Below are 19,560 nucleotides of genomic sequence, written 5' to 3' on the forward strand. Positions count from 1 at the left end.
ACATGAGCATGATAATGAGCACGCGCAAACCTCTCCCGGAAGCCGAGCGCTTTTCAGACTACGAAGCAGGTGGCAAGCCGCTCAATGGCTGGAAGGTGCTGGCGATGATCGTCGGCTTCTTTCTCTGCGTCGGCGCCGTCAACGGCGTGATGATCTACAAGGCCGTGAAGACCTTCTCCGGCGAGGTCGTGGCGCATCCTTACGAGCGGGGCCTCGCCTATAACAGCGACATCGCCCGCGCCCGCGAGCAGGCGGTGCGCGACTGGAAGGTCGACGCCCGCCTGACGCGCCTGCCGACCGGCGAGACGGAAATCCTCGTGACCGCGCGCGACGCCGACGGCCTCGACATCTCCGGCGTCCAGATGAACGCCGTGCTCGTCGCGCCGGCGGATTTGTCGAAGGACGTGCAGGCGCCGCTCGCGGAGACCGCGCCGGGCCGGTTCGCCGGCAAGGCCAAGGTTCCGGCGGGCCAGCGCGACCTCGTCTTGTCCGCTTTACGCGGCGGCGAGGAAGTGTTTCGCTCCAGGAACCGCATCGACGTGGAATAAGCGAGAGGGCCGCAGATGACCGCCGCTTTCGATTTCGAGTCCTTAGTTACGCGCAGCGAGGACGGCGCGCGGCGGTTCGAGGCGGCGGTGGACGGCATGACCTGCGCCGCCTGCATCGGCGAGATCGAGCAGGGCCTCGCCGATCTGCCCGGCCTCGACCATGCGCGGGTGAATTACACCAACAGAAGGCTCGCGCTCGAGTGGCGCGACGAGTCCTTCGATCTTGCGGCGGCCTTCGAGCGCCTGCGCCGCATGGGCTATAAGCTGCATCCTTTCGAACTCGCCGAGAGCGAGCGCGAGGAGATCGAGACGTCGCGCTGGCTGCTGCGCTGCCTCGCCATCGCCGGCTTTGCGGCGATGAACATCATGCTGCTGTCGGTAGGCGTCTGGTTCGGCGTGGACATCGAACCCTCGACCCGCGATCTCTTCCACGGCGTCTCCGCGCTCATCGCGCTTCCGGCGGCGGCCTTCGCCGGGCAGCCCTTCTTCAAGAGCGCTTTCGCGGCGTTGCGCGCCGGCCGTCTCAATATGGACGTGCCGATTTCGCTCGGCGTTCTGCTGGCGCTTGGCATGTCGGTCTATGAGACGCTGACCCACGCCGAGCACGCTTATTTCGACAGCGCGACCATGCTGCTCACCTTTCTGCTGCTCGGGCGCTTTCTCGATCACGCCATGCGCCGCAAGACGCGCGCGGTCGCCGCGAATCTCGCTGCGCTGCGCGCGCCGCTCGCCTGTCGTCTGTCGGCGGACGGCGCCGAGACGCTGACGCCGCTGGCGAAGATCGCCCCCGGCGACATCGTGCGGGTGCGGCCGGGCGAGCGTCTGCCGGTGGACGGCATAGTTGCGACCGGCGCGTCGCAACTCGATGAGAGCCTCATCACCGGCGAGACGAAAAGGAGGGGCGTGGCGAGCGGCGATTTGGTCTATGCCGGCAGCCTGAATTACGACGGCGCGTTGACGATCCGCGTCGAGGCGGCGAGCGGCGCGACGCTGCTCGACGATATCGAGCGTCTTCTGGAAAAAGCGACCAACGCCCGCTCGCGCTATGTGCGCCTCGCCGATCGCGTGTCGCGGCTTTATGCGCCCATGGTGCATCTCGCGGCGCTGTCCACGGCGCTGTTCTGGATGTGGCGCGGCGCGACCTTCCACGACGCGCTCATCACCGCGATCTGCGTGCTCATCATCACCTGCCCTTGCGCGCTCGCGCTCGCCGTGCCGGCGGTGCAGGTGGTGGCGAGCGGCGCGCTGTTCCGCGCCGGCGTGCTGCTCAACAGCGCCGACGCCATCGAACGTCTCGCCGACGCCGACACCGTCGTCTTCGACAAGACCGGCACGCTGACGGCGCCGGAGCCGCGCGTCGTCAACGCTTCAAAGGTCGATGCGAGCCTGATGGACCTCGCCGCCCGGCTCGCTCGCGCGAGCAGCCATCCCCTGGCGCGCGCCGTCGCGCGGCAGCGCCCCAATGCGGCCGCGCTGGAGGCGCGCGAAGAGCATGGCCTCGGCGTTTCGGCGATGGTCGACGGCGTCGAGGCGCGGCTCGGCTCGGCGCGTTTTTGCGGCCTCGAGGGGGAGGCCGCCAATCTCGGCGCGCTCGATGCGGATGTGTCGCTGGTCGCCTTCCGCCATGGCGACATGGCGGCGCTCTTTCAGGTCCGTCAGACCCTTCGCAGCGATGCGGTCGAGACGATCGAGGCGCTCAAGGCGCTTGGGGTTTCGATCGAAATTCTCTCCGGCGATCGCGTGGAGGCGGTCGAGGGAATCGCAAAGGCGCTCGGCGTCGAACAATGGTCCGGCGCGCTCAAGCCCGCCGACAAGGTGGCGCGGCTCGACTCGTTGCGCGCGGCGGGCCGCAAGACGCTGATGGTCGGCGACGGCCTCAATGACGCGCCGGCGCTCGCCTCCGCCTATGTCTCCATCTCGCCGATCGAGGCGACGCAGATCACGCAGGCCGCGGCCGACGCGGTGTTCCTCGGCGAGCGTCTTGCGCCCGTCGTGACGACGCTCGAACTCGCCCGCAAGGCGCGCGCGCTGATGCGCGAGAATCTCGGGCTGTCGGTGATCTACAATGTTTTCGCCGTGCCGCTCGCAATGGCGGGCTGGCTCACGCCGCTCATCGCGGCGGCGGCGATGTCGGGTTCGTCCATCCTCGTGACGGTGAACGCATTGCGGGCGGGCGGGCTTCGCGGCGCGTCGCAGGAAAGCGAGCGGGATTCAGCTCTCGGCGACGCGCGAGGCGCGCCGAATCTGGAGGCGGCGGAATGACCGTCCTGCTCTTTCTTATTCCGCTCGCGCTGCTTCTTGGTCTCGGCGCGCTCGCCGCCTTCATGTGGTCATTGAGGAGCGGCCAGTTCGACGATCTCGACGGCGCCGCGCATCGCGTGTTGATGGATGACGATGTGGAGGACGAGAAGTGAGCCTTCGCATGGAGCGCGGCTTTGTCGATGTGCTTGCAAAAGACGCGTCCGAGGGCGACGACGCCATGCGCATGGGCCAGATCGTCTGCGCCTGTCCCGCCTCCCTGCCGCGCGCGCAAATCACCGACAACCGGCTGACGCTCGCCGCCGGTTTCGGCCTCGCCGTGCTGGCGCAGGCGCTCGTTCTCACCGTGTTGCCCGAGCAGAGCCGCCTCATCGCGCCGACGATCGAGCGCGTCGGCTGGCCTTTCGCGCTGCTGCTTGTCGGCGCGGCGCTGGCGAGCTTTCCGGCGGCGCTGCTCGTCGACAGCTTCGGCCGACGCGCGGCTTTCGGCCTCGGGGCCTCGCTCGGCGTCGCAGGCGGGGCGCTCGCGGCCTTCTCCATTGCAAAGGGCAATTTCTTCGGTCTTTGCCTCGGCGCCCTCTGGCTCGGATTCGCGCAGGGCTTTGCGCTGTTCTATCGGCACATCGCCGCGCAGGGCGCGCCGCGCGATGGACTTGTTGTGCTCGCGGGCGGGGCGGGCGCGGCGTTGCTGGCGCCGCTTTTCGTCTCGCTTGCGGCGTCTCCGGGCGCGACGCTGCTGGCCGCTTCCGGCCTTCATATCGGCGCGCTCGCGCTCTCGGTGCGCATGCCGCATGTCATTGCGGGCGCGGCAAGCAAGAGCGAATGGCGGCTGACGGGGCGTTTCATTCTTGCGACTGTCGCCGGCGCGCTCGCCTGGTTCATCATGTCCGCAGGCATGCTCCACGGGCCGCTCACGCTCGCCGTCTGCGCCGCGACGCCAGCCTTCATCGGCGGAGCCATGGGCTGGCATCTGTTCTCGATGTATGGGCCGGCGGCGCTCGCCGCGCGTTGGCCGGCCTTCTTCCCGCCCTTCGCCGCTTTAGCGGGCGGCCTCGCCGTCATGCTCGCCGGCTGGGGCGCGGTTCATGCCGGCGCGTCCACAGTGAACGTCGCCGCCGGTCTTCTCGCGATCGGCGTCGGCTGGGGCGCGGCCAATATCGGCGCGATTCGCCTGCTGCATGAGGGCGCGCGCCCGTCGCGCGCGGCCCTCGCTTTTCACGATCTTTGCCTGCTCGGCGCGGCGGCGGCCGGGGCGCTGATCGTCTGACTATTTGTCGTGATGGTGGTCGTGCTCCTCGGGCGCGGCCATGATCGAGCCCTTGCCTTCCGGCAGCGAGGCGGGCAGCAATTCAAAATTCAGCAGCACGACCGGCGCATTTCCGACGACGCTGGATTCATGTGTCACGGCGCCCGTCTCGCTGAAGCAGTCGCCCGGCTTGTAGATCGTCGTCTTCCCTTCGATCTCATACTTCAACTCGCCGGATTGCATGCAGCGCAGGCCGGGGCCGACATGGTGGTGCGCATGCATGTAGCCGCCAGGGTCCATCGTCACTTCGGTGACGCGGATGCGGTATTTGCCGTTGAGCTCGGAAAGATGGCCGAGCTCGGCCAGCTCGGCTTTCAGCTTGGCGTGGAAGCCTTTGAGTTCGACGCTGTCGGCGCGGGCGCCGGGCGCGAGAAGGCAGAGCAGGGCAAGGGCGACGTGAAATTGGCGCATGGCGGTTCCTCTCTATGATGGCGCAATCTATCGCGGCGCCGCCAGTTGGAGAAAGCGACCTTGTCACTCGCGGCGGAGCAGGAAGGCGTGCATCGAGGAAAATTTGGCTGGGCCGTCAGGCGGGACGGTCAGGCTGAGCTGCTGGACGAGAAAGACGAACCTGTCATTGCCGCCCGTCGGCGTCAACAGCGGCCCGTCGCCGAGGTTCGACGCCTTCACATCCTGCCGCTTGGCGATGTCGGCCATATCGAAGACCGCGGGCTCCTCGCCGCGCCAAGCGACCGCAAGGCGACCGTCCATCGCCGTGATTTCAAAATCCGCGGCGTGAATATTGGCGGTGAGCGACATGGAGAAGCCGCCGAATAGATGTTCCGCGCTGAAAAGCGTCGCCGCCGCAGCGCCCCAGCCGGGAAGGGCGGCCATATAGGCGAAGCCGCCCGCGACGCACAGGCGCTCTGCCCAGATCCAATAGGCGCCCACATCCTTGATGCGGGCGGCGGGCGCGGCGAAGCAGGCCGCGACGACGCCGGGGAAGAAATAGATGAGCGAGACGGGCGCGTAACGCTCCATCCAGACCAGCGCCGCCGCGCCGCCCGCGGCGGCGGCTTGCAGCAGGAAACCCGCCAGGGGGCGCGCGCCTTGCGCCTGGGCGAAAAGGCTCGTCGCAAAGGAGGCGAGCCAGGCCGCCGCGAGCGCCGCGAAAACGCGCGTCTCATCGCGTGGATGGATGTCGGATACGATCAGGGCCGCCGCCGCCAGCGCGATCGCCCCGGGACGCCCAACCAGTTGGCGAGGCGAGGCAAATCAGGGGTCAGCCAGCCGGCGCACGCGGAAAAGCGTATGAAAAACCTCGAGCGTCGCCTTGAAAGCCATTTTTCCCGTCGCCCCGACAGACGGAATTGAGGCGGCGCATACGACAAGGGAGGCCCGGCGCCCCCTTCACTCTCGGGCCCCGCTGGCCTAAGAGAGGCCCCATGCGCGACACGCCCCAGCCTACCCTCGCCGTCGATGCGCTCGCCGAATTACGCGGCGAGATCGACCGCATTGATCTCGAAATGCATCGGCTGCTCATGCAGCGCGGAGAGATCATCGATCGGCTGATCGCCGTGAAGCGCGCGCAGGGTGGGGGCTGCGCCTTCCGGCCCGACCGCGAGGCGCAAATGATGCGGGCGCTGGTCGAGCGCCACAGCGGCCTGTTGCCGGTCGACGCCGTCGAAGGCGTCTGGCGCGTCATCGTCTCGACCTTCACCTATGTCCAGAACAATTATTCGGTCCACTCCGACGACTCTGGCGGCGACGCGCAGATGCGCGACAGCGCGCGCTTCCATTTCGGTTTTACGGTGCCCTACGTGCCGCACCACGGCGCGGGCGCCGTGATCGAGGCCGTCGCCGCGTCGTGCGGCGATCTCGGCATGTTGCGCGCGACGGGCGCGCTCGCGGACGGCGCCTGGTGGGTCCGGCTCATCGGCGAGGATAAGCCGAAGATCATCGCCCGGCTGCCCTTCGTCGAGCGCCCCGACCATCCGGCCGGCCTGCCGGTCTTCATCGTTGCGCGCCTCGCGGCGGACGCGGCCTCGCAGGACATCATGCTCTATGCGATCAACCTGCCGCGCTGGTCGCACTCCGTTCCCGCTGTCGTGTCTGGACTGGAAGGGGAAATTCTGGCGAGCGCGCCGCATGCCGGCGGCCTGTCGGTAATGGTCGCCGCGCCGGGCCGGATCGAGGCTGCACGCTTTGCGCAGGAGCTGGCGGCGGCAGGCGCCAGCGACGCCAGGGTCGATCTCATCGGCAGCCACGCCGAGCGTTATCAACTCACCGAAGCCCGCAGCGGCGTGTTCGCGCCAAGGAGCTAATGACTATGACGCGTCCCGTTCCGCGCCCCAGCGTGCTGGCGATCGACGCCTATGTGCCCGGCAAGAGCGCCGCGCCCGGCTCCGGCCGCGTATTCAAGCTCTCCGCCAATGAAACGCCGCTCGGCCCGTCCCCCGCCGCCGTGCAGGCTTTGCGCGACATGGCGCATGAGATCGCGATCTATCCAGAGGGCTCCTCGCACAAGCTGCGCGATGCGATCGGCGCGCGCTTCGGGCTCGATCCGGCGCGGATCATCATGGGCGCGGGCTCTGACAATATTCTGGAGCTTCTGGCGCTCGCTTACATCGGGCCGGGCGACGAGGGCCTCTACAGCCAATATGGCTTCCTCGAATACAAGATCGTGACGCTCGCCGCCGGCGGCGTGCCGGTCGTGGCGCCGGAGACGAATTACACGGCGAGCGTCGACGCGATGCTCGAGCGCGTGACCGACAGGACGAAGATCGTCTTTCTGGCGAATCCCAACAACCCGACCGGCAGCTATCTGCCGGCTTCTGAAATTGCGCGCCTCGCGAAGAGCCTGCCGCCGCAGACGCTCCTCGTGCTCGACGCCGCTTACGCGGAATATGTGACCAACGCCGACTACGAAGCGGGTGTCGCGATGGTGAACGCGCATGAGAATGTCGTCATGACGCGCACCTTTTCGAAGATCTACGGTCTTGCGGGCTTGCGTCTCGGCTGGGGCTATGGGCCGTCGCATGTCATCGACGCGCTCAACCGCATCCGCTCGCCCTTCAACGTGTCGACTGCGGCCTCGGCCGCCGGGATCGCCGCCATCAATGACGTCGCTCATATCGACGCGGCGATTGCACATAATTCCAGATGGCTTCCCTGGCTGACGCGAGAGATTTCCGCGCTGGGGCTCGAGGTGTTGCCGAGCGTCTGCAATTTCATCGCCATCCGCTTCCCCAATACGCCCGGTCGCACGGCCGCCGACGCGGACCGTTTCCTGACCTCGCGCGGGCTCGTGCTGCGCGCCATCGGCGCCTATGGCATGGGCGAATTCCTGCGCCTCACCATCGGGCCGCAGGAGGCGAACGAGCTGGTCGTCGCCGCGCTCGCCGAATTCATGCAGGACGCGAAAGCCGCCGCGAATGGCTGATGCGATCTTCAATCGCGTCGCGCTGATCGGCGCGGGGCTCATTGGCTCGTCCATCGCTCGCGCCGCGCGCGAATATGACGCGGCGCGCGAGATCGCCATTCTCGACGCTTCGCCCGCCGTCATGGCGCGGGTGCGAGAGATCCGCATCGCGGACGAAGCGAGCGGCGAGCCCGCGCTGGCGCTGAAGGGCGCCGATCTCGTTATCATCTGCACGCCGGTCGGCGTCTGCGGAGCGGTCGCGCAAGCCATCGCGCCGCATCTCGAAGCCGGGGCCGTTCTTTCCGACGTCGGCTCGGTGAAGAGCGCCGTGGTCTCGCAGGTCGCGCCGCATGTGCCCGCGGGCGTGCAATTCATCCCGGCGCACCCGATTGCGGGCACGGAATATTCCGGTCCCGACGCCGGCTTCGCGACGCTCTTTCAGAATCGCTGGTGCATCCTGACGCCTCCCGAGGGCGCGGACCCCGCGGCGCTCGCGAAGCTCGACGCCTTCTGGACGCGCATCGGCGCGAAGGTCGAGACGATGAGCGCCGATCATCACGACAAGGTGCTGGCGCTCACCAGCCACCTGCCGCACCTCATCGCCTACAATATCGTCGGCACGGCGGATGATTTCGGCGAGCAGACGCGCTCGGAGGTCATCAAATTCTCGGCCTCCGGCTTTCGAGATTTCACGCGCATCGCGGCGTCGGACCCGACCATGTGGCGGGACATCTTCCTTAACAACCGCGAGGCGGTGCTCGAAATGCTCGGTCGCTTCAACGAGGATCTGAGCGCTCTCCAGCGCATGATCCGGCGCGGCGACGGGCAGGGGCTCTTCGATTTCTTCAGCCGCACCCGCGCCATCCGGCGCTCGATCATCGAGCAGGGACAGGATACGGCCGCTCCCGATTTCGGCCGGCGGGAGAAGCCGAATTAAGTTTGCTGTCAGATTCTGAAAAATTCTGTTCAACCAGAGCGGGAGCGTGTGCTAGAACGTTGTCATTCGGATGCGGCGTTCAAGGTTATCGATAATGCCGACTCTTTATCTCGTAGCGCAGGATAAGCGGCAGCAGGAAGCTCTCGCGGAGCCGCTGGCCGGAGAAAGCCTGCAAACGGTTGTTTTTTCATGCGTCTCTGACTTTGTCAGTCATGAGGGCTTCGACGAGGTAGGCTGCGTGGTCATCGACCTTCCCGGCCCGCCGACCTTCCTCAAGTCGATCCTGCGGCTGCGCGCCGCGCTGCCCGAGCACTTGCCGGTGATCGTCATTACGGAGAAGGCGGACGTGACGCTCGCCGTCCAGGCGATGAAGCAAGGGGCGTTCGATCTCCTTGAACAACCGGTGGAAGGCGCGCGCCTGGTCGCCTCGGTCCTTTCGGCGATGAAGGTGAGCCGCGCGCGGGCCGCGCGCGTGCGGCGCAAACGCGAGCTGATCGCGCGCTATCAAACCTTGAGCCCGCGGGAAAAGGACGTCGTCGACGCCGTGCTCGGCGGGCGCGGCAATCGCGAGGTCGCATCGAAGCTCGGGATCAAGCCGCGCACGGTCGAGACGCATCGCTCCAACGCCATGAACAAACTGGGCGCGCGCACGCTCCCCGATCTCGTCCGAATCTGGCTCGATCTCGATGCGGGTCACGCGTCCTGATCGGCCCGGTCCCGCGCAATTTGTTTCGCGCTGAAATCACTGGGCGAAAGTGCGATTCGCAAGAGATTAGGTATATTCCCCGAATTGAGCCAAATCCCCCCGGAGTCTAGCTTTTCCGCCAGTTTCGCGGCGTCGCCGTGACGAAGCGTTCCAAGCGTTTTGGGGGAATCCGAATGACCGAACTTGGCAGATTTGAGATCGCTCTCGCGCCAGAGAGCATCTCGCTCAGCGCATCGGTGACCCCCGCTCACCGTACCCTTCTCGTGAGCTATCGGATGAACGCGCACCGTGGGGAGGATTCCGCCCGGAACCTCATCATCCGCGATCTGCGTAATTTTCTCGACCTCGGCGCGCTCGACCGGGCGACGGATCTTCTGATCGTGCTGGCGCTCTACATGCGGGAAACGGCGCGCTGCGACCGTCGGCTGCTCTTCGCGACGCGGGTCCACCGGGACGCAATTGCGCTTCGCCGCGGACGCGCCGCTCATGCGCACTACGCCGTGGCAAAGGCGAGGGGCGAGCTGCCGGCGCTGCGGACTTCAGCGCCCGACAGCGCGACAACGGTCGAGGGCGAGGAGATGCTGTAAAGCCTTCAGCTCTTCTTGGAGCCGATGCGGAGCACGTCGCTCGCGTTCTGCGAAATGAAGCCTTGCAAGGCGCCGGAGAGTTTCGCGAGAAGCCAGGGCAACTGGACCTCGATCCGCACCAGATCGGCGAGCACCGTCATCTGAGCCGTCGCGGTCTGCCCGATCGCGGCGACGCGGATGGTGGCGACGTCTCCCGCCCACGTCACTTCCGATTTCGCAATCTTGTCGACATATTCGCGCTGGAGCGCCTCGATGCGTTCGGCGAGTCGCTTCTTGGCGGTTTCGATCCCGAGATCATGCGGCATGGTGATCGTTATCGTGTTCGACATGGCTTGCTCTCCGCTCAAGGGCTGATGTAGGCGCCCTCGGCGGCGAAATAAAGCGGCGAGGGAGACGGCCCGCGCCGTGGTTGCGGTCGCAACTGCCTAAGATCGTCGCGCTGCGATTTACCCCGGTTTAGCCGCATGAACCGCTTTCACAGCGATGTTGGCTGCTAAGTCATTTACGTTCAACGTCTTTTTCAGCACAGTCTTCGCCATCGCGCCCGATTCGCGGAGCAGATCCATGCGCTTGTTCAGAGAGCTTTTTCAGTTCGGCTTGCTCGGTTTCGCCGTCGCCCTTTCCGGCGCAGCCGCGGCCCAAAGCTCCGCCGGCGGCGCCTATTCGCCTGCGCCGAACATTCTGATGATCCTCACCGACGATGTGGGCATCGACCAGATCCGCACCATGGGCTATGGCGGCGTCACGGCGCCGCCGACGCCCAACATCGACTCCATCGCAAATGCGGGCGTGCGCTTCCGCGACATGTGGGCGATGCCGGCCTGCTCGACCAGCCGCGGCGTCCTCTACACCGGCCGATATCCGTTGCGGACGAATCTCTACGCCGCTTTGGGGCCGGCCGACCTCGCCAACGCGATGATCTCCCCCTGGGAGGAGACGCTTCCCAAGCTGATGAAGCGCGCCGGCTATACGAGCGCGCTTTTCGGCAAGTTCCATGTGGGCCTGCAGGGCAACAACCCCTTCAAGCTCGCAATGCCCAATGCGCTCGGCTGGGACTATTTTTCCGGCTGGCTGGACGAGACGGGCGATCCGTCATCCATAGACACCACCGCCGGCGGAGTGGGCGCGCAGGGGCAATTCGTCTGGGGCTATGTGCCGGGCGCAAAGGATGGCGGCGCGGATTACGGCGCCTGCTATGCGGCCAACATGGCCTGCCGGGCGATGAGCGCGCCCTATGGCGACAAGAACCCCCCGGGTCGCGCTTGTCGCGACAGTGGCGGCCTTTTCCTTCCCAACCAGAGCTGCACCAATTCCGCTACGCCGAGGACGCTCGATTTCTCGACGCTGAGCGCGCATTACGTTTCGCCTCTAGTCATCAATCGTGGTCAGGCGGTGGAGCAGCCGTCGAGCGCCGATCCGAGGGCGCGCACCTATCGAAATATCGAAGCGACGAACGACGCAATCGCCTGGATCCGCCAGCAGCAGGGGACGGGGCGCCCCTGGATGGCGACCGTGGCCGTCGCGACCGTTCACACGCCGCTGCAGGCGCCGCCCATTTCGAGCCTGCCGGCGGACGCGCTGGACACGAACGGTCTCGACCCGAGCAATCCGACGACTGGCTTCATTCTCTCCAACCAGATGATCGAGGCGATGGACGCCGATGTCGGCCGGCTGCTCACGGAGACAGGGCTGGCGTTCAGGGACGCGACCGGCGCGCTGCATTTCCAGCTCGACCTCGCGAACACCATGCTCGTCTATGTGAACGACAATGGCTCGCTCGGCTCCACCGTCAGACTGCCCTTCGATGCGACGCGCGCCAAGGGCACGCCCTATCAGACGGGCGTATGGACGCCCCTCGCGATCGCCGGGCCGCTCGTCAATCAGCCTGGCCGGTCCGTGTCATCCATGGTGAACATCGCGGATCTCTACGAGCTTTTCGGAGAGATCGCCGGGCTCAACGTCCATTCCATCGTGACGCGCAAGCTCGACTCGCGGCCCATGCTCGCCTATCTGCGCAATCCGCAGCAGGCGGAAATCCGTCGATCCAATTTCACGCAGGTCGGGCCGAACGTCCAGGCGAACGGCGCGATGAACGGCCCGTGCCAGTTCGCCAACAGCTGCTCGCAGATTCCCGTCACGAAGAGCGTGTGCGAGGACAATGGCGGCACATGGTTCGGCCAGGGCGCGACCGGAACCTATGGCGGCAAGTCGATCCCGTCGGACGGCTTCACCTATTGCTGCCAGGTGCAGATCTGGCTGCACGACAACGGCATGCCGGCCACCAATGTCAATCCGGAGGTCGGCGTCGCCGTCCGCAACGCGCTCGGCTACAAGCTCGTGCGCAACAGCATGAACGACTATATCCCCGAGACGAACAGTTGCCGTCAGCGTACGACCGACGAGCTTTACGTCGTGGACGAGGCGATGCCGATTCCTCAGCTGGATACGTCGGAACGTCTGATTGGAAGGCCGTATAACGCGCTGCAGCAGCAGATGCACGACGCCCTTTCGACGGAGCTCGGCGCCATCCTCGAATACATGTCGAACTCGACCGGATGCGGCGTCATCTCGTAACGCATCAGCTCGGTGTATTTGAGGTCGATCCAGGCCTGGATGAAGTCTTCGGTGAAGACGCCGCCGTCGAGCAGATAGGCGTGGTCGGCCTTGAGCGAGTCGAGCGCTTCGCGCAGCGAGCCGCAAACCGTCGGGATCGCCTTCAGCTCTTCCGGCGGCAGGTCGTAGAGGTCCTTGTCGGCCGGCGCGCCCGGATCGATCTTGTTCTTGATGCCGTCGAGGCCGGCCATCAGCATCGCCGCGAAGGCGAGATAGGGGTTGGCGTCGGATCGGGGAAGCGAACCTCGATGCGCTTCGCCTTCGGGCTCGTTCACGTAGGGGATGCGGCAGGAGGCCGAACGGTTGCGCGACGAATAGGCGAGCAGCACGGGCGCCTCGAAGCCCGGGACCAGACGCTTGTAGGAGTTGGTCGAGCGGGTTGGTGAAGGCGTTGAGCGCCTTGGCGTGCTTGATGATGCCGCCGATATAGTGCAGGCACTCCTGGAGAGGTCGGCATATTTGTCGCCAGCGAACACCGGCTTGCCACCCTTCCAGATCGACTGGTGGACGTGCATGCCCGAGCCGTTGTCGCCGAAACCGGCTTCGGCATGAAGGTGGCCGTCTTGCCGTAGGAATGCGCGACCTGATGGATGCAGTATTTGTAGATCTGCAGATGGTCGGCGACGCGGACGAGCGTGTCGAACTTCAGGCCGAGTTCGTGCTGCGCCGAGCGACCTCGTGGTGGTGCTTTTCGACGGAGACGCCCATCTCGCCATGGCGGCGAGCATTTCCGAGCGCATGTCCTGCGCCGAGTCGACCGGCGGAACCGGGAAATAGCCGCCCTTGGTGCGGACGCGGTGGCCGAGGTTGCCGCCCTCATAGGCGGTGTCCGAGTTCGACGGCAGTTCCGACGAGTCGAGCTGGAAGCCCGTATTGTACGGATCGGCGGAGAAGCGGACGTCGTCGAAGACGAAGAATTCGGCTTCTGGTCCGAAATAGGCGACGTCGCCGATACCGAGTGACATCATGATAGTGCTTCGGCCTTCTTGGCGATCGAGCGCGGATCGCGCGGATAGGGCTGGCCGGTCGTGGGCTCGACGACGTCGCAGACGATGACCGTCGTCTAGGCGGCGAAGAACGGATCCATCGTGACGGTGGCGAGGTCCGGGATCAGCGTCATGTCGGACTCGTTGATCGCCTTCCAGCCGGCGATCGAGGAGCCGTCGAAGGCGATGCCTTCATTCAGGGCGTCTTCGTCTACGATCGACACGTCAAACGTGACGTGCTGCCACTTGCCGCGCGGATCGGTGAAACGGAAGTCGACGTATTTTACGTCGTTGTCCTTGATCTGCTTGATTACGTCGTTTGCATTTTCATGTCGATCCCATGCCTCTTCCGTTGGTCTTTGGCACGCGTGCCAAGTTTGTTTGGCCGTTCGGGCGCGCGAAACAGTCTCTCGAGAAAGCTCATGATGGTTTTTACAGTCGCTTATCGATCAGATGGCATCGCGGCCGGTTTCACCGGTGCGGATGCGATCGCGCCTTCGATTGACGAGATAAAAATCTTGCCGTCGCCGATGCGGCCCGTTCTGGCGGCCTTGCGAATGGCCTCGACAGCGCGCTCCACGTGCCTCGTCCGCAAGAACGATCTCGATTTTCACCTTCGGAAGGAAATCGACGACGTATTCAGCCCCGCGGTAAAGCTTCGGTGTGACCCTTCTGCGCCGAAGCCCTTCGCCTCGGTGACTGTGATGCCTTGCAGTCCGATTGCAGCGCTTCCTTCACTTCATCGAGCTTGAAAGGCTTGATGATCGCCTCGACCTTTTTCATCCCATTCGGACCAGGAGCCGTCGTAAACGGCCGATATTGGATGGCCTGCGGCGGCGAAGGCGAGGCTGAGGATGCAGGCCGTCATGCCGGAGCCGCAGCTCGCAATGGTCGGTTTGGCGGGGTCGAGGCCCGCTTCCGCGAAGGCGGCGTCGAGGCCTGCCTTGTCTTTCATCTTCCCGCCCTCGATCACGCTTTGAAACGGCAGGCTGTAGGCGCCCGGCATATGCCCGCTGCGCAGGCCCGGACGCGGCTCGGCGGCGCGGCCCATGAAGCGCTCCGCCGAGCGGGCGTCGACGACCTGCGGCGCGCCGCTCTCCAGCGCGGCGTTCACCTTCTTCCAGTCCGCCACAAGCGCCGGGTCGAATTTCGGCGTGAAGGGGCGTGGCTCGCGGGCGAATTCCCCTTTTCCGAGCGGCCGGCCTTCGGCCTTCCAGGCCGGGAGGCCGCCGGCGAGGATCGAGACCTTCTCGACGCCGAAGACCTTCATCGTCCACCACAGGCGCGGCGCCGAGAAGAGGCCGACGCTGTCATAAATGATCGCGTGCATGCCGTCGCCGAAGCTGACGCGCCGCATCTCCTCCGCGAACGCCTCGGGGGAGGGGAGCATATGCGGCAGGCCTGTCGATTGATCCGCGACAGCGTCGATGTCGAAGAAAACGGCGCCGGGGATGTGTCCGGCTTCATATTCGGCGCGCGGATCGCGGCCCGTCGCCGGCATGTGCCAGGAAGCGTCGAAGAGGAGGATGTTCGGAGAGGCGAGATTTTCGGAGAGCCACTGCGTGGAGACGAACAGCGTAGCGGGGTCGATGGTCTGGGGCATGGCGTCTGTTGCTCTTGTCCTTGAATTCCGCTCGCGCTTGCCGCGCGATTGTCGTTGATACGACGTCGTCGCCGTCATCTCCGCGCACATGGACGCGGCAGCGATTGTCGGCGCGGGACGTTTGCGTTGATGTGCGCTCCTGTCGGGGTCGGGCGCAGCGATGTGGCCCGTCGCCGTGAACGAAGCTCGTTCGCTCAGGCGCTGCTTGCATCCAACGCCGTCGCGGTCACAATACGCCGATTCGATTCTCACTGTCTCGCGCTCAAGGTCGTCATGCTCGAAATCCCCGGCAAAGCCTGCGGCACGTGTTACTTCTGCTGCAAGGTGCTCGAAATCGAGGAGATGAAGAAGACCGCGGGCAAGCTCTGCGAGCATTGCGTGACGACGGGCGGCTGCGGGATCTATTCGACGCGCCCGCAGGTCTGTCGCGACTATCATTGTCAATGGAAGGAAGATCGCGGTCTGCCCGCGACCATGCGGCCCGACAAGGTGGGAACGCTCCTGATGGACGATCCCGACAGCGACGAGTACCACGCCGTATGCGACCCGGAAAAGCCGTTTTCCTGGCGCAATCCTCTCGTATTCAAGCATCTGGTCGCGGAAGCGAAGGCTGGCCGGATGGTCGTCGCGAAGGCGGGACTTCGCGCCTGGCGCATTTACGCGGACGGACACTGGCAGGAGTCGGCGTGAGGCTCCTTTTCGCGCCGCGCGGCGCAACCAGGCATCGGCATGCAGAGAAGATGAGCCCGACCCCAGCGCGTAACCTGCCGAAGATCGCGTCAGCCGCAGCGCTCCTTCTGTGCGCGGGCGGCGCGCGCGCCGAGACGATCAAGGCGCATTATGGCTTGAGCCTGATGGGACTCTCCATCGGCAGCGCCTACGCCTCAGGCGTCGTCGAGCCGCAGAATTATCGCGTCGACATCACGATGCGGACGTCGGGCCTCGCCAATCTCGTCAACAACACCAAGGGCGCCGCGACGGCGAGCGGCGGCCTGACGCCGGTGGGGCCGTCGCCGAGCGCCTACGCCAACACGACGACGAATAGCGACGAGACGCGCACCGTGCGGATGGCGCTCGCCAGCAACTCGGTTCGCGCCGTCGAAGTGAAGCCGGAGCCTTGGGACGCCGAGCAGCGCGTTCCGGTGACGGACGGCGCCAAGAAGCGCGTCGTCGATCCTGTGAGCGCCTTGATCATGAGCGTGCCGCAGGGCCAGGATCTTGCGGGTCCGGCCGCCTGCAACCGCACCATCGCCGTTTTCGACGGCGTGACGCGCTTCGACGTGGCGCTGTCCTATGCGGGCGCGCATACGGCGCAGACGCGCGGCTACGCCGGCCCCGTCGCCGTCTGCTCGGCGCGCTACACGCCGATCGCCGGGCATAGGCCCGACAGCAAGTCGACGCGCTACATGGCCGAAAACCGCGACATGAATGTCTGGCTCGCGCCGCTGCCCGAAGCCCATGTCGTGGTGCCGATCCATATCGACATCAAGACAGGCGCCGGGGAGCTTGTGATCGAGGCGTCCGATTTTCAGATCGGCTCCAAGCACGCGGATTCCGCGCGCTGATCGCCCGAGGGCGGCGTGGCCTAGTCGATCCGCACTTCCTTCGTCTTCTTCCGGTTGCGGCGATCCGCCTCATATTCGAGGTAACGGACTTCCTTCGGCTCGCCGTCCTTGCTCAGGCAGAAGGAGGGACGCGGCGAGAAGCCGCCGGCGGGATTTTCGAAGCATTCCGTGAAACGCAGTTCGCACTGGAACATGGTTTCCGTCTTCGGCGCGGCGCGCGCGGCGACGGCGCGCGCTTTTTCAACCGCCTGCTTGCAGGTGGCGGCGTCGACGCCCCAGGTCTGGCAGTCGGCGAGGGTCGACATGTATTTGCCGTCTTCCGAGCAAGCGGGCGCCGTGCGTCGCGCGTAAAAGAACGAAAAGCCGGCGGCCGCCAGCGCAACGATGACGACGATCATTTTCAGGGGCGTATTTGCCATGTCCGCTCGCTTGGCGCGCTTGCCTCGGAACAGCGTTGTTCGAGCGACGCAAGTTGCGCAAATTCAGAGATTGACGCGCGTTTCGCAGAAGGCCGCCAGCGACTTCGAAACGCCCGTTTTAACCGGACGGACATTAGTCGCCGGCAATGTGGCGCGGCAAGCGCAATCTCGGCCAATCCGCATCGCTCCGCGACAACTCGTCGCCGGGGGGCTCCGCGTCGCTACCCGTATGTCGCTTGACAAGGATCAGCGACTACAATAGTTCGTTGGCTCACCGCATTTCGGAACCACAGACGACAAGCTGTGGAAGCAATATGGCTCACCGGGCGCGGACAGGGCCGAACAGATATGCGCCCACCCTTTCGAGGATCGCGGTCATACGCGATGGGAACATGTCCGCGATGCGATCCTAAATCGTGAATCTGACAAATCCGTCGGCGACGGCGGATCAGATGACAGCATGTCGGCTTGAAACTTAGAACCGACAGTATGTGTGACAGAAGGAGGAGATAATGGGCGCTATTCTCGAACTGACCAGCTATGCGGCGACTCCGGTTGGCATGATCGCGATCATCGTGATCGGCGCGGCTGCTTACTTCGCTGCTCGCTGGGTCTTCACCGACCAGTGATCTGACAAAGATCGCAGCCTTTCAAGGCGCGGCGCGTCGGCATAAGCCGGTGCGACGCGCCTAATTTTTTTGTCTTTTCACAAGCTGATCATTCCCCTCGCGGGAGAAGGTTTGCATCGCCGCCTGCCTCCTGCGTATTCTAGCGCCTGATCCACCACAACGGGTAGGTGGACTCTCGACATCCTTGCAAGTCCAGACTGCTGCAATATAAGCGCGGACGACGATATCGAGCGATTTTTCGGCTTTCGCGGACAGGTCGTGCAAGCCCGGAGGACATGATGGCGCCTACCTCTTCGATCAGGGCTAACGACGATCGAATGGACGTCGAACGGGCGAGCGCCGAGGCGGAAGCCCCGAAGGCGCGGCCCCGGCCCCAGAATGACGACGGCGCTGCAGGCAAAGAGGCGGGGCGCATCGACGTCGCCATCGCCGACAAGAGCCCGCTGATCCTCGCCGGGCTCGACAAGCTGCTGTCGGACGACAAGCGCTTCCATCTCGTCCTCAAGGTCACGGACGGCGAAGAATTTCTCGAAGCCGCGCGTCAGCAGAAATTCGCCATCGCCGTCATCGGCTGGCAATTGCCGACGCTGCATGCGCGCGATGTTCTGCGCGCTCTCTCGCGCCAGGTTTCCGCGCCAAAGATCGTCGTCTATAGCGGCACCAACGATCCCGCGGCCCCGGCCGAGACGCTGCAGCTCGGCGGCGCCGGCTTCGTCTCCAAGCGCGCCCCGCCGGAGCGTCTGCTCGACGTGCTCGCGGCCGTCGCCGCGGGCGACATGGTGTTTCCCTTCGTCGACATCCGCAAGATGCGCAGCGATCCTTTGGAGAATCTGACGCTGCGCGAAAGAAGCCTGTTGTCGGCGCTCGGCTCTGGCCACACCAACAGCCAGCTCGCCAAGGATTTCGGCGTCTCGATCAACACGATCAAGTTCCACCTGCGCAACCTCTTCGAGAAGCTCGAAGTGCGCAACCGCGCACAGGCGATCGCGCTGTTTCTCGAGATGAAGCATGGCAGCTGGCCGGGCGGCTCGGGCGGCCGCAGCATGGAGCCGACGACCACGACGCGCGGGCGCCGACGTTCGGAGTAGGGCTACGGCGCGGGGAAAAGCGCGTCGGTCTTGCCCGTCAGCCGATAGGCGACGAGGCCGGCCCATTCATGCGCCGCGAATTCCGCCAGCGTGAAGTTCCGTGACGCGTGGCGGGGGACGCCAAAGCCGCGAAAGTCTCCGGTGGTGCGGAAATCCACCGGATACGCCACGACCGGAAATCCCGCCTTGCGAAAGATGCCGACCGAGCGCGGCATATGCATCGCGGAGGTGACGAGCAGCCAGCGTTCGCCGGGCTTCGGCTGCACGAGGTCGCGCGTGAAGACGGCGTTCTCGAAAGTGTTGCGCGACTTGTCTTCGTAGAGGATGTCGCCCTGGTCGAGCCCGACCTCCTGCCAGAATTTCCGCACCGTTCCAGCTTCCGTATATTGCGAGCCACGCAGCGCCGCCGTCCCGCCGGTGAAGACGATGCGCGCCTTGGGATAAAGGCGGCGTAGCGCGATGGGCGCGGTGAGGCGCTCCGCCGCGTCGGCCAGCGTGACGCGGCCCAGCACGCCGCTGAGATTCTCATCGACGGAGCCGCCGAGCACGATAACGCCGTCGGGCGCCGGCGCGTCGTCAGGGGGCGGCGGAAAGCGCGCCTCGAGCGGCACGGCGATGAGGGCGGGAAGCGGCGAGAAGCCCAGGATAAGCAGCAGAAAAATCCCGCCGCCGGAAAGGGCGCAGCCTGCGCGCCTGTATCGCGTGAAGGAGAGAACAACGCCCAGCGCGCCGATGAAGAGCGCGAGATGGGTGGGCGTCGCCAGGAATTCAAAGATTTTTGAAAGAATGAAGAACATTGACGGCTCGCGGGGCTTGCGATCGCTCCCTCTCTCCGCGTGTGAGGAGAGGGGCGAGCCGCATTACGGATGTCGAAAGAACACCCGCATGCGTTAACGTCGCCTTGCCCCCTCCCTGTCCCTCCCCCGCAAGCGGGAGAGGGGACGCTCGCGATC

General features: G+C 65.4%; 20 protein-coding genes and 2 pseudogenes. 14 read left to right on the top strand and 8 right to left on the bottom strand.

What is annotated here, in order from left to right:
• Window positions 1–14 precede the first annotated feature (14 nt).
• From ACPFMJ_RS19770 to ACPFMJ_RS19785, 4 genes are read left to right on the top strand one after another with little or no spacing between them, the layout of a single operon-like run.
• The gene (locus ACPFMJ_RS19770; RefSeq protein ID WP_424361597.1) at window positions 15–548 is read left to right on the top strand and encodes a FixH family protein; all 534 of its coding nucleotides are present in this window, start codon (window positions 15–17) and stop codon (window positions 546–548) included.
• 15 nt (window positions 549–563) lie between these two features.
• Window positions 564–2,810 carry a heavy metal translocating P-type ATPase gene (locus ACPFMJ_RS19775; RefSeq protein WP_424361598.1) on the top strand — a complete coding sequence of 749 codons (2,247 nt, stop codon included), beginning with the start codon at window positions 564–566 and terminating at the stop codon, window positions 2,808–2,810.
• Window positions 2,807–2,962: a cbb3-type cytochrome oxidase assembly protein CcoS gene (gene ccoS / locus ACPFMJ_RS19780; RefSeq protein ID WP_424361599.1), complete on the top strand. Its 156-nt coding sequence runs from the start codon at window positions 2,807–2,809 to the stop codon at window positions 2,960–2,962. The genes ACPFMJ_RS19775 and ccoS overlap by 4 nt, the downstream gene beginning before the upstream one ends.
• Complete coding sequence (locus ACPFMJ_RS19785) at window positions 2,959–4,074, top strand: MFS transporter (RefSeq protein WP_424361600.1); 1,116 nt, start codon at window positions 2,959–2,961, stop codon at window positions 4,072–4,074. Before ccoS ends, ACPFMJ_RS19785 begins: the two co-directional genes overlap by 4 nt.
• Here the strand turns inward: ACPFMJ_RS19785 and ACPFMJ_RS19790 are convergent, their stop codons facing one another.
• The gene (locus tag ACPFMJ_RS19790) at window positions 4,075–4,524 is read right to left on the bottom strand and encodes a cupin domain-containing protein (RefSeq protein WP_424361601.1); all 450 of its coding nucleotides are present in this window, start codon (window positions 4,522–4,524) and stop codon (window positions 4,075–4,077) included.
• 63 nt (window positions 4,525–4,587) lie between these two features.
• Entirely contained in the window at window positions 4,588–5,094 is a 507-nt protein-coding gene (locus tag ACPFMJ_RS19795) for a hypothetical protein (RefSeq protein ID WP_424361602.1), read from the bottom strand.
• A 36-nt stretch (window positions 5,095–5,130) separates the two neighbouring features.
• Here ACPFMJ_RS19795 and ACPFMJ_RS19800 point away from each other — a divergent pair, with 36 nt between their 5' ends.
• The 6 genes from ACPFMJ_RS19800 (at window position 5,131) to ACPFMJ_RS19825 (ending at window position 9,704) form a co-directional block, all read left to right on the top strand.
• Window positions 5,131–5,427 carry a hypothetical protein gene (locus ACPFMJ_RS19800; protein WP_424361603.1) on the top strand — a complete coding sequence of 99 codons (297 nt, stop codon included), beginning with the start codon at window positions 5,131–5,133 and terminating at the stop codon, window positions 5,425–5,427.
• A gap of 71 nt (window positions 5,428–5,498) precedes the next feature.
• A complete protein-coding gene (locus ACPFMJ_RS19805; protein WP_424361604.1) occupies window positions 5,499–6,377 on the top strand; it encodes a chorismate mutase in 879 nt (292 codons plus the stop codon).
• Window positions 6,378–6,382: 5 nt separating this feature from the next.
• The gene (locus ACPFMJ_RS19810) at window positions 6,383–7,495 is read left to right on the top strand and encodes a pyridoxal phosphate-dependent aminotransferase (protein WP_424361605.1); all 1,113 of its coding nucleotides are present in this window, start codon (window positions 6,383–6,385) and stop codon (window positions 7,493–7,495) included.
• Complete coding sequence (locus ACPFMJ_RS19815; protein WP_424361606.1) at window positions 7,488–8,411, top strand: prephenate/arogenate dehydrogenase family protein; 924 nt, start codon at window positions 7,488–7,490, stop codon at window positions 8,409–8,411. The genes ACPFMJ_RS19810 and ACPFMJ_RS19815 overlap by 8 nt, the downstream gene beginning before the upstream one ends.
• A gap of 94 nt (window positions 8,412–8,505) precedes the next feature.
• Window positions 8,506–9,117 carry a response regulator transcription factor gene (locus tag ACPFMJ_RS19820; RefSeq protein WP_424361607.1) on the top strand — a complete coding sequence of 204 codons (612 nt, stop codon included), beginning with the start codon at window positions 8,506–8,508 and terminating at the stop codon, window positions 9,115–9,117.
• 173 nt (window positions 9,118–9,290) lie between these two features.
• Window positions 9,291–9,704: a hypothetical protein gene (locus tag ACPFMJ_RS19825; RefSeq protein WP_424361608.1), complete on the top strand. Its 414-nt coding sequence runs from the start codon at window positions 9,291–9,293 to the stop codon at window positions 9,702–9,704.
• 5 nt (window positions 9,705–9,709) lie between these two features.
• Here ACPFMJ_RS19825 and ACPFMJ_RS19830 read toward each other — a convergent pair whose 3' ends face one another.
• On the bottom strand, window positions 9,710–10,033 hold the full coding sequence (locus ACPFMJ_RS19830) for a polyhydroxyalkanoic acid system family protein (RefSeq protein ID WP_424361609.1): 324 nt from the start codon (window positions 10,031–10,033) through the stop codon (window positions 9,710–9,712).
• A 397-nt stretch (window positions 10,034–10,430) separates the two neighbouring features.
• Between ACPFMJ_RS19830 and ACPFMJ_RS19835 the strand changes: the two genes are divergently transcribed.
• On the top strand, window positions 10,431–12,278 hold the full coding sequence (locus tag ACPFMJ_RS19835) for a sulfatase-like hydrolase/transferase (RefSeq protein WP_424363919.1): 1,848 nt from the start codon (window positions 10,431–10,433) through the stop codon (window positions 12,276–12,278).
• Here the strand turns inward: ACPFMJ_RS19835 and glnA are convergent.
• From glnA to sseA, 3 genes and pseudogenes are all read right to left on the bottom strand, one after another.
• Window positions 12,239–13,614: pseudogene (gene glnA / locus ACPFMJ_RS19840) on the bottom strand (type I glutamate--ammonia ligase); the annotation flags it as partial. The gene ACPFMJ_RS19835 and the pseudogene glnA overlap by 40 nt on opposite strands.
• A 138-nt stretch (window positions 13,615–13,752) precedes the next feature.
• Window positions 13,753–14,086: pseudogene (locus ACPFMJ_RS19845) on the bottom strand (P-II family nitrogen regulator).
• Complete coding sequence (gene sseA, locus ACPFMJ_RS19850; RefSeq protein ID WP_424361610.1) at window positions 14,043–14,906, bottom strand: 3-mercaptopyruvate sulfurtransferase; 864 nt, start codon at window positions 14,904–14,906, stop codon at window positions 14,043–14,045. The pseudogene ACPFMJ_RS19845 and the gene sseA overlap by 44 nt, the downstream one beginning before the upstream one ends.
• Window positions 14,907–15,068: 162 nt before the next feature.
• Here sseA and ACPFMJ_RS19855 point away from each other — a divergent pair, with 162 nt between their 5' ends.
• Both ACPFMJ_RS19855 and ACPFMJ_RS19860 read left to right on the top strand, forming a co-directional pair.
• The gene (locus ACPFMJ_RS19855) at window positions 15,069–15,596 is read left to right on the top strand and encodes a hypothetical protein (protein ID WP_424361611.1); all 528 of its coding nucleotides are present in this window, start codon (window positions 15,069–15,071) and stop codon (window positions 15,594–15,596) included.
• Window positions 15,597–15,646: 50 nt separating this feature from the next.
• Window positions 15,647–16,471 carry a DUF3108 domain-containing protein gene (locus ACPFMJ_RS19860; RefSeq protein ID WP_424361612.1) on the top strand — a complete coding sequence of 275 codons (825 nt, stop codon included), beginning with the start codon at window positions 15,647–15,649 and terminating at the stop codon, window positions 16,469–16,471.
• Window positions 16,472–16,491: 20 nt separating this feature from the next.
• Here the strand turns inward: ACPFMJ_RS19860 and ACPFMJ_RS19865 are convergent, their stop codons facing one another.
• Window positions 16,492–16,890, bottom strand: a complete 399-nt coding sequence (locus tag ACPFMJ_RS19865; protein ID WP_424361613.1) for a DUF1190 domain-containing protein — start codon at window positions 16,888–16,890, stop codon at window positions 16,492–16,494.
• 946 nt (window positions 16,891–17,836) lie between these two features.
• On the opposite strand from ACPFMJ_RS19865, the gene ACPFMJ_RS19870 reads away from it, so the two are divergent.
• On the top strand, window positions 17,837–18,607 hold the full coding sequence (locus ACPFMJ_RS19870) for a LuxR C-terminal-related transcriptional regulator (protein WP_424361614.1): 771 nt from the start codon (window positions 17,837–17,839) through the stop codon (window positions 18,605–18,607).
• A gap of 2 nt (window positions 18,608–18,609) precedes the next feature.
• On the opposite strand, the gene ACPFMJ_RS19875 is transcribed toward ACPFMJ_RS19870, so the two are convergent.
• A complete protein-coding gene (locus tag ACPFMJ_RS19875) occupies window positions 18,610–19,404 on the bottom strand; it encodes a YdcF family protein (protein ID WP_424361615.1) in 795 nt (264 codons plus the stop codon).
• Window positions 19,405–19,560 lie beyond the last annotated feature (156 nt).

The sequence above is a fragment of the Methylocystis parvus genome (assembly GCF_049675845.1).
GTDB lineage: Bacteria > Pseudomonadota > Alphaproteobacteria > Rhizobiales > Beijerinckiaceae > Methylocystis > Methylocystis parvus_A.

Excerpts from the sequence above, each read along its gene's own strand:
- ACPFMJ_RS19805 (WP_424361604.1), top strand. The coding sequence starts at position 5,499 with ATGCGCGACACGCCCCAGCCTACCCTCGCCGTCGATGCGCTCGCCGAA.
- ACPFMJ_RS19875 (WP_424361615.1), bottom strand. The coding sequence starts at position 19,404 with ATGTTCTTCATTCTTTCAAAAATCTTTGAATTCCTGGCGACGCCCACC.
- ACPFMJ_RS19770 (WP_424361597.1), top strand. The coding sequence starts at position 15 with ATGAGCACGCGCAAACCTCTCCCGGAAGCCGAGCGCTTTTCAGACTAC.
- ACPFMJ_RS19810 (WP_424361605.1), top strand. The coding sequence starts at position 6,383 with ATGACGCGTCCCGTTCCGCGCCCCAGCGTGCTGGCGATCGACGCCTAT.
- ACPFMJ_RS19795 (WP_424361602.1), bottom strand. The coding sequence starts at position 5,094 with ATGGAGCGTTACGCGCCCGTCTCGCTCATCTATTTCTTCCCCGGCGTC.
- ACPFMJ_RS19775 (WP_424361598.1), top strand. The coding sequence starts at position 564 with ATGACCGCCGCTTTCGATTTCGAGTCCTTAGTTACGCGCAGCGAGGAC.
- sseA (WP_424361610.1), bottom strand. The coding sequence starts at position 14,906 with ATGCCCCAGACCATCGACCCCGCTACGCTGTTCGTCTCCACGCAGTGG.
- ACPFMJ_RS19865 (WP_424361613.1), bottom strand. The coding sequence starts at position 16,890 with ATGGCAAATACGCCCCTGAAAATGATCGTCGTCATCGTTGCGCTGGCG.
- ACPFMJ_RS19870 (WP_424361614.1), top strand. The coding sequence starts at position 17,837 with ATGGACGTCGAACGGGCGAGCGCCGAGGCGGAAGCCCCGAAGGCGCGG.
- ACPFMJ_RS19820 (WP_424361607.1), top strand. The coding sequence starts at position 8,506 with ATGCCGACTCTTTATCTCGTAGCGCAGGATAAGCGGCAGCAGGAAGCT.
- ACPFMJ_RS19790 (WP_424361601.1), bottom strand. The coding sequence starts at position 4,524 with ATGCGCCAATTTCACGTCGCCCTTGCCCTGCTCTGCCTTCTCGCGCCC.
- ACPFMJ_RS19825 (WP_424361608.1), top strand. The coding sequence starts at position 9,291 with ATGACCGAACTTGGCAGATTTGAGATCGCTCTCGCGCCAGAGAGCATC.
- ACPFMJ_RS19830 (WP_424361609.1), bottom strand. The coding sequence starts at position 10,033 with ATGTCGAACACGATAACGATCACCATGCCGCATGATCTCGGGATCGAA.
- ACPFMJ_RS19835 (WP_424363919.1), top strand. The coding sequence starts at position 10,431 with ATGGGCTATGGCGGCGTCACGGCGCCGCCGACGCCCAACATCGACTCC.
- ACPFMJ_RS19860 (WP_424361612.1), top strand. The coding sequence starts at position 15,647 with ATGAGCCCGACCCCAGCGCGTAACCTGCCGAAGATCGCGTCAGCCGCA.
- ACPFMJ_RS19815 (WP_424361606.1), top strand. The coding sequence starts at position 7,488 with ATGGCTGATGCGATCTTCAATCGCGTCGCGCTGATCGGCGCGGGGCTC.
- ccoS (WP_424361599.1), top strand. The coding sequence starts at position 2,807 with ATGACCGTCCTGCTCTTTCTTATTCCGCTCGCGCTGCTTCTTGGTCTC.